This window comes from Amycolatopsis sp. NPDC059235 (assembly GCF_042754125.1).
Lineage (GTDB): Bacteria > Actinomycetota > Actinomycetes > Mycobacteriales > Pseudonocardiaceae > Amycolatopsis > Amycolatopsis albidoflava.
On record NZ_JBHZAG010000032.1, the window covers coordinates 85004 to 91368 of the forward strand.

Sequence of the window (6365 nt, forward strand, 5' to 3'; positions counted from 1 at the left end):
GGGTGGAAACCCTCGCTGCCGGAGTTAGACCAACCAGGCAAGCCGCGCGATCATGCTGCTCCACCTCTGCACGCGGAGCGTGCGGTGCCTCGCGGAGCGCAGGTCTGCTGTTGTGTGTGGGGCGTGCGGTGCCCCGTCGAGCCCAGGTCGGCTCCTGCACGCGGAACGCGCGGTGCCTCGCCGAGCCCGGGCCTGCTCTTGCGTGCGGAGCGCGCGGTGCCCCGCCGAGCCCAGGTCCGCTCTTGCACACGGAGCGCGCGACACCTCACCGAGCCCAGGTCTGCCCCGCTGAGCCAGGTCGTCGTGGAGCAACCGGCCTCGGCGGATCAGCCGTCACACGGTCTTCACCGCCCCGGCGTCGATCAGGTGGTCCGTCCCGGTGGTGCTCGCGGCCAGCGGCGACGCGAGGTACGTGATCAGCGTGGCCACCTCTGCCGGTTCGACGAACCGGCCGGTCAGCATCCCGGCGCCCGCCGGGACCGCGGCCAGCAAGTCCCCGTGCGACATTCCCATTGACGAAGCCAGTTCGGCGCCGTAGCTCTCCGGCCCCTCCCACAGCGCGGTACGAACCGGCCCGGGCGAGACCGTGTTGACTCGTACGCCCTGTGGCCCGAATTCCTCCGACAGTGCCTTCCCGAACGCGGTCAGCGCGGCTTTCGCGGCGGTGTAAGCGATCGGGCCCGAATGCGGGATCCGCGCACCGTTCGAGGAGACCGTGACGATCGCGCCTCGGCGTTCGATCAGGTGCGGCATAGCCGCGCGAGAAGCCCGTACCGCGGCAAGGAAATTCAGCTCCACCATGTCCGTCCACTGTTGATCAGTGAGCGACAGGAAACCGCTGGCCTGTCCTTCGCTGCTGTCTCCGCCGCCGACGTTGTTCACCAGGACGTCCAAGCCGCCTAGCTCGGCGACGGCTTGTTCGATCAACCGGCCAGGGCCGTCTGGAGTGGACAGGTCCATCGCCACCGGCACCGCGCCGGTTTCCTTCAGTTCCGGCGTGATCGTCCGGGCCGCGGCCACCACTCGCATCCCTTCGCCGAGCAACGCGGAGACCGTGGCCAGTCCGATTCCCCGGCTCGCTCCGGTGACCACCGCGGTCTTGCCGGCCAACTGCATGTCCATCCGAAAACCCCCAAAGTCGGGTCAGGTCCGATGCATCTAAGCTAGCAGTTGCAACACAGGTGTCGCAACTAAGAACTGAGTGGCAACCATGGCGTAAACTGGGCACCATGGAGAAACGGGCCCTGCGCGCGGACTCGGAACGGACGGCTCAGGCGATCCTCGAGGCCGCCGAACGGGTGCTCAGCGACAACCCGGCGGCGACGATGGAGCAGATCGCGGAAGCGGCGGGCGTCTCGCGAACGACGGTGCACCGCCGGTTCGCCAGCCGCGAAGCGTTGGTGGACGCCATGACGCTCTGGGCGACGCAGCAGTTCCACGACGCGCTCGCCAGCGTCCGGCCCGACGTCACGCCGCCGCTGGTCGCGCTGTACCAGGTGACCGCGAAGGTGCTGGGCGTCAAGCTCCGGTGGGGGTTCGCGATGAACGCGCACCCGCAGGAAGACGGCGTCCTGACCCCGGACGTCGTCGCCCAGTGCGACGTCTTCTTCCAGCGGCTGGAGGAAAGCGGCACGCTGCGACCGGGCGTCGACCTGGTCTGGGCGCGCCGCGTGTACTGCGCGCTCATCCACGAAGCGGCGCAGGACCAAGACTCCGCCGACCCCGACGTGCTGGCGACCCGAGTCGTCGACACGGTGCTGGGCGGGTTCGGCAGGCCAGGGGTGACGGTGGGCTAGGGCAGCCCGTCCCCGGCGAGTTCGGCGACGATCTTCGCGATCCGCCGCTCCCGGGTCTCCGCGCGCTTGGCGGAAGTAACGGCTTCGGCGCGTTCCCGTTGCGCGGTAAAGGAAAGCTTGTCGAACGCGGCCCGCGCACCCTTCCGGTCAGCCAGCGCGGCAGCCAGATCGTCCGGCATCTCGACCGTCCGCTCGGCGAGGTCCGCTTCGAGCGTGACCTCGACCGTCTCCCCGGCCGCGACCCCCGCCGCCTCCCGGTTCGCCGCGCTGAGCGGCAGCATGAACTCGCCGGAGTAGACCGCGACCGTGCTGCGGTAGGTGTGCGGGCCGATCCGCACCCGGACCTTCGGCCGCCGTCCCTGGCCGAGCGCCTCGACGACCTCGGCCGGGACCCGGAAACCGGTGGCGGTTTTGCCGTTGAGCTCGACGAGCGTGCTGAACGTATGCGACATCGCTGCCTCCCAGACCAGCTAAGCGTGCGGGACGCCGTCTCGCATCTCGGTGACCAGCGCGGCGACCACGGCCTTCAAAGATCCGTTGTACTGCTTCGCGACCGCCCGCTGCCGCTGATAGCTCGCGCCGACCCGGAGAATGTTCTCGACGTCGCGCAGTTCGCGGACGCAGTCCAGCCGCCGGGCGACCGGTTCCAGCCGGTCCAGGAGCTCGGCGAGATCTTCGGTGACGAGGCGTTCGCGGCCGGCGGCGTCGAGGATGACGATCGCGTCGAGGCCGTAGCGCGCGGCGCGCCACTTGTTCTCCTGGACGTGCCACGGCGGCAGCACCGGCAGCGTTTCGCCCTTGTCGAGGCGTGCGCTGAAGTCGTCCACCAGGCACTGCGTGAGCGCCGAAATCGCGCCGACCTCCTGCAGCGTCGGCAGCCCGTCGCACACGCGCATTTCGATGGTGCCGAAGTGCGGGGCCGGGCGGATGTCCCAGCGGATCTCGGAAAAGTGGTCGATCACGCCGGTGGTGAACATGTCCTCGACGTAGCCCTCCAGCTCGGCCCATTCGCGGAACTGGAACGGAAGCCCGGCGGTCGGCAGCTGCTGGAACATCAGCGCGCGGTTCGAGGCGTACCCGGTGTCCTCGCCGGACCAGTACGGCGAGGACGCGGACAGCGCCTGCAGGTGCGGGGCGTAGCGCAACAGCCCGTCGAGCACCGGCAGCACCTTGTCCCGGTGGTCGAGCCCGACGTGGACGTGCACGCCGTAGATCAGCATCTGCCTGCCCCACCACTGGGTGCGGTCGATGAGCTTGGCGTAGCGCTCCTTGTCGGTGACCTTCTGCCGGTACCACGAGGAAAACGGGTGCGATCCGGCGGAGAACAGCTCGACGCCCAGCGGGTCGGCGACCCGGTGCACCTCGTCCAGCGCCTCGTCGAGGTCGTGTTTCACCTCGCCGACCGTGCGGCAGACGCCGCTGACCACCTCGATCGTGTTGAGCAGCAGCTCCTGTTTGATCCGGGGGTGCTCGGCCTTCCCCTCCGGGCGGACCGCGGCGAGCAGTTCCTCCGCGACCGACCGCAGTTCGCCGCTGCGCCGGTCCACCAGCGCGAGTTCCCATTCCGCGCCGACGGTGGACCGCCGGGACGCCTGGAAGTCGATCCGCATGCCCGCCCGGTCAGACCTGGGCGCCGTTGCTGGGGTCCGCGCCGGGCGGCGGGCCCTGGCGCACACGCAGCAGGAGCAGCGCGATGCCGGTGGCGAGCGAGAGGATGCCGAGCGGCGTGGCGAGCGCGGGCCCGACCCCGATCAGGTTCGGCACGATCAGCAGCAGGAGCCCGACGACGAAGAACAGCAGCACGATGAACGCGCCCTTGCGCCAGCGCGGCAGCGGCGGCGGCTCCGGCGGCACGTAGTGCTCGTCGTCCTCGGCCGGGTCGGCGGAGAACATCGTGGCGTCCCAGTCCGTGCCTCCGGTGCGCCAGCCTTCCGGAGACGACGGAGGCGCGGGCGGCGGGTCCGCGGCGGGCTTCGGCTTGGCCTTGCCCGCTTCGGGTTCGGCTCCGGCGGACGCCTCGGGTTCGGCGGACGCGGGGCCCGCGGTGGAGAACGGGTCCTCGTCCAGGAACACGCCCACGCCCTCGGCCCGCAGGTCGGCGACGATCTCGGCGAACGTGGCGTCGACGTCCTCGGGTCCGTCCGCGCCTTTCCCCCGGTTCATCCGGCACCCACCTGTCCCGCCCGCGGCTGCCGGGCGAAGTCGACACTGCGGCTGAAGATCAGCTCCGCGTCGTAATCCTGCGTCGCGACGTGGAAGCTGTTCTCCAGCACCACCTCGGTCACGTCCGTGCTCGAGATGCCGTCCAGAACGATCTGCGAGTTCTCGGGTTCCACGACGTGGTCGACCCGCGAGTGCAGCAGCAGCACCGGCTGCGTCACCTTCGCCAGGTCGGCGCGCACGATCTTCCACAGCCGGGCGAGGCTCGCCGCGGCCCGCACCGGCGTGCGCGGGTAGGCCAGTTCGACCTCGCCGGGCTTCGCGATGTCGTTGCCGATCGCGCGGATCGACGGGACCACCCGCGACAGCAGCGGCAGCACCTTGGCGTCCAGGCTCAGCCGCGTGACCGACGGGTTGACCAGCACGAGGCCGGAGATGTCCGAGCCGAATTCCTCGGCGAGGCGGAGGGTGAGCGTCCCGCCCATCGACATCCCGCCGACGAACACCTGATCGCACTCCGCGCGCAGCGCCAGCAGCGCCTCGCGGACGCATCCGTACCAGTCCTGCCAGGTCGTCCGGTTGGCCTCGCGCCAGTGCGTGCCGTGGCCGGGCAGCAGCGGGCAGCGCACCGCGAAGCCTTCGTCGGCCAGGTGCTGGCCCCAGGCGCGCATGCCGTCGGGCGTCGCGGTGAATCCGTGGCAGAGCAGGAAGCCGGCCCCGGAGGAACCCGGGTGGGAGAACGGTTCCGCGCCGGCGAGCACGCCCATCACGAACGCCCTTCCGAATCGAAGCGGTGGAGTCCTCCCATGCTCTCACGCCGAAGCCGGGTTGTGGGGTCCACTCGCGGAAGCGGGGATCCTTCCGGTCCCGCTGTGAGATCGGTCGCTGCCCCCGGGTGACCGCCCGCTCTCGCGTTGTGCGGGCCGGTGCTTGTTCCGTACCCTGGCCTGCCGGGGCCCGCGCGGGCAGGAAAGGACTGGAACCCGGTGCTGTACTTGCTGATGAAGTGGGTTTTCATCGGGCCGCTGCTGAAGACGCTGTGGCCCACCAAGGTCGTCGGCGCCGAAAACATCCCCGAGACGGGTGGCGCCATCCTCGCCGGGAACCACCTCGCGGTCGCGGATTCGTTCTTCATGCCGCTGCGGGTCAAGCGCAAGGTCACCTTCCCGGCGAAGTCGGAGTACTTCACCGAGCCCGGGTTCAAGGGCCTGCTCAAGAAGTGGTTCTTCACCGGCGTCGGCCAGTTCCCCATCGACCGCTCCGGCGGCAACGCCGCGCAGGCCGCGCTCGACACCGCGATCCGGCTGGTCAAGGACGGGCACCTGCTCGGCATCTACCCCGAGGGCACCCGTTCCCCGGACGGGCGGCTCTACAAGGGCAAGACCGGCGTCGCCCGGATCGCGCTCGAATCGCGCGGCGTGGTGGTCCCGGTGGCGATGGTCGGCACGGACAAGGTCAACCCGATCGGCTCCAAGATGTGGTGGCCGCGGCGGCTCGAGATCCGCTTCGGCAAGCCGCTCGACTTCTCCCGCTACGAGGGGCTCTCCGGCGACCGGTTCATCGAACGGTCGATCACCGACGAGATCATGTACGCGCTGATGGAGCTGTCCGGCCAGGAGTACGTGGACATTTACGCGGCGAAGGCCAAGGAACTGCTCGCCGCCGAGGCGGCCGGGGTGAAGCCCGCGGTGCCCGTTCAGCCGAGCGGTCGTGACGCCGATCGGGTGCCGGAGAGCAAGGCCGGGTAGCGCCCCACTAGAGTTCCCCGGTGCGTTTTTTCTACGACACCGAGTTTATCGAGGACGGCGTGACGATTGACCTGGTGTCGATCGGTGTCGTTGACGAGCGCGGACGCGAGTTCTATGCCGTGTCCACTGATTTCGACCCCGGGCGGGCCGGGGCTTGGGTGCGGGAGAATGTGCTGCCCAAGCTGCCTTCGCCTGCGGATCCGGCTTGGCGGAGTCGCGAGCGGATCCGGGCGGATCTGCTGGAGTTCTTCGGGAAGCCGCCTGGGGGGATCGAGCTGTGGGCTTGGTTCGCTGCTTACGACCATGTGGCGCTGGCGCAGTTGTGGGGGCCGATGCCTGCGTTGCCTCGGCAGTTGCCTCGGTTTACCCGGGATCTGCGGCAGCGATGGGAGGATGCGGGGAAGCCTAAGTTGCCTGCTGCGCCTGGGGATCAGCATGACGCGTTGGCTGATGCTCGGCATAACTTGCAGCGGTGGGGGGTTATCGAGGAGGCGTTCCGGAGGCGGTGAGTCTGCTGCTCTTCGGCTCGTCGCCTGGCGGCGACATTGCGTCCGTTGGTTGCGTGGGGCACCCCGAAGTTTGATTGTGCTGACGGTCTGGGGGTGCTTGTCAAGGCGGGAAAGATGCCATGACAAGCCACCCCCGACCCCAGGGGTGCGTG

The 6365-nt window shown here is 69.5% G+C and carries 8 protein-coding genes; 3 read left to right on the forward strand and 5 right to left on the reverse strand.

Annotated elements, in window-relative coordinates; genetic code table 11:
• Positions 1 to 333: 333 nt before the first annotated feature.
• On the reverse strand, positions 334 to 1122 hold the full coding sequence (locus ACFXI3_RS21925) for an SDR family NAD(P)-dependent oxidoreductase (protein ID WP_378401686.1): 789 nt from the start codon (positions 1120 to 1122) through the stop codon (positions 334 to 336).
• Between the two features lie 107 nt (positions 1123 to 1229).
• On the opposite strand from ACFXI3_RS21925, the gene ACFXI3_RS21930 reads away from it, so the two are divergent.
• Positions 1230 to 1796, forward strand: coding sequence for a TetR/AcrR family transcriptional regulator (locus ACFXI3_RS21930; protein WP_378401688.1), 567 nt, complete (start codon positions 1230 to 1232; stop codon positions 1794 to 1796).
• On the opposite strand, the gene ACFXI3_RS21935 is transcribed toward ACFXI3_RS21930, so the two are convergent.
• The 4 genes from ACFXI3_RS21935 to ACFXI3_RS21950 are packed head-to-tail and all read right to left on the reverse strand — an operon-like array spanning position 1793 to position 4723.
• Entirely contained in the window at positions 1793 to 2248 is a 456-nt protein-coding gene (locus ACFXI3_RS21935) for a YdeI/OmpD-associated family protein (protein ID WP_370939020.1), read from the reverse strand. The genes ACFXI3_RS21930 and ACFXI3_RS21935 overlap by 4 nt on opposite strands.
• A gap of 18 nt (positions 2249 to 2266) precedes the next feature.
• The gene (locus ACFXI3_RS21940; RefSeq protein WP_344267840.1) at positions 2267 to 3406 is read right to left on the reverse strand and encodes a glutamate--cysteine ligase; all 1140 of its coding nucleotides are present in this window, start codon (positions 3404 to 3406) and stop codon (positions 2267 to 2269) included.
• Positions 3407 to 3416: 10 nt separating this feature from the next.
• Positions 3417 to 3959 carry a hypothetical protein gene (locus ACFXI3_RS21945; protein ID WP_378401690.1) on the reverse strand — a complete coding sequence of 181 codons (543 nt, stop codon included), beginning with the start codon at positions 3957 to 3959 and terminating at the stop codon, positions 3417 to 3419.
• Entirely contained in the window at positions 3956 to 4723 is a 768-nt protein-coding gene (locus tag ACFXI3_RS21950; protein WP_378401692.1) for an alpha/beta hydrolase, read from the reverse strand. Before ACFXI3_RS21950 ends, ACFXI3_RS21945 begins: the two co-directional genes overlap by 4 nt.
• A gap of 219 nt (positions 4724 to 4942) precedes the next feature.
• Between ACFXI3_RS21950 and ACFXI3_RS21955 the strand changes: the two genes are divergently transcribed.
• Positions 4943 to 5704 carry a lysophospholipid acyltransferase family protein gene (locus tag ACFXI3_RS21955; protein WP_344267836.1) on the forward strand — a complete coding sequence of 254 codons (762 nt, stop codon included), beginning with the start codon at positions 4943 to 4945 and terminating at the stop codon, positions 5702 to 5704.
• 20 nt (positions 5705 to 5724) lie between these two features.
• Positions 5725 to 6213, forward strand: a complete 489-nt coding sequence (locus ACFXI3_RS21960; RefSeq protein WP_067595152.1) for a polyadenylate-specific 3'-exoribonuclease AS — start codon at positions 5725 to 5727, stop codon at positions 6211 to 6213.
• Positions 6214 to 6365: the final 152 nt, after the last annotated feature.

What these genes read in the sequence shown, in the direction of transcription:
- ACFXI3_RS21925 (WP_378401686.1), bottom strand. Translation starts at nt 1,122, where the DNA reads ATGGACATGCAGTTGGCCGGCAAGACCGCGGTGGTCACCGGAGCGAGC.
- ACFXI3_RS21930 (WP_378401688.1), top strand. Translation starts at nt 1,230, where the DNA reads ATGGAGAAACGGGCCCTGCGCGCGGACTCGGAACGGACGGCTCAGGCG.
- ACFXI3_RS21935 (WP_370939020.1), bottom strand. Translation starts at nt 2,248, where the DNA reads ATGTCGCATACGTTCAGCACGCTCGTCGAGCTCAACGGCAAAACCGCC.
- ACFXI3_RS21940 (WP_344267840.1), bottom strand. Translation starts at nt 3,406, where the DNA reads ATGCGGATCGACTTCCAGGCGTCCCGGCGGTCCACCGTCGGCGCGGAA.
- ACFXI3_RS21945 (WP_378401690.1), bottom strand. Translation starts at nt 3,959, where the DNA reads ATGAACCGGGGGAAAGGCGCGGACGGACCCGAGGACGTCGACGCCACG.
- ACFXI3_RS21950 (WP_378401692.1), bottom strand. Translation starts at nt 4,723, where the DNA reads ATGGGCGTGCTCGCCGGCGCGGAACCGTTCTCCCACCCGGGTTCCTCC.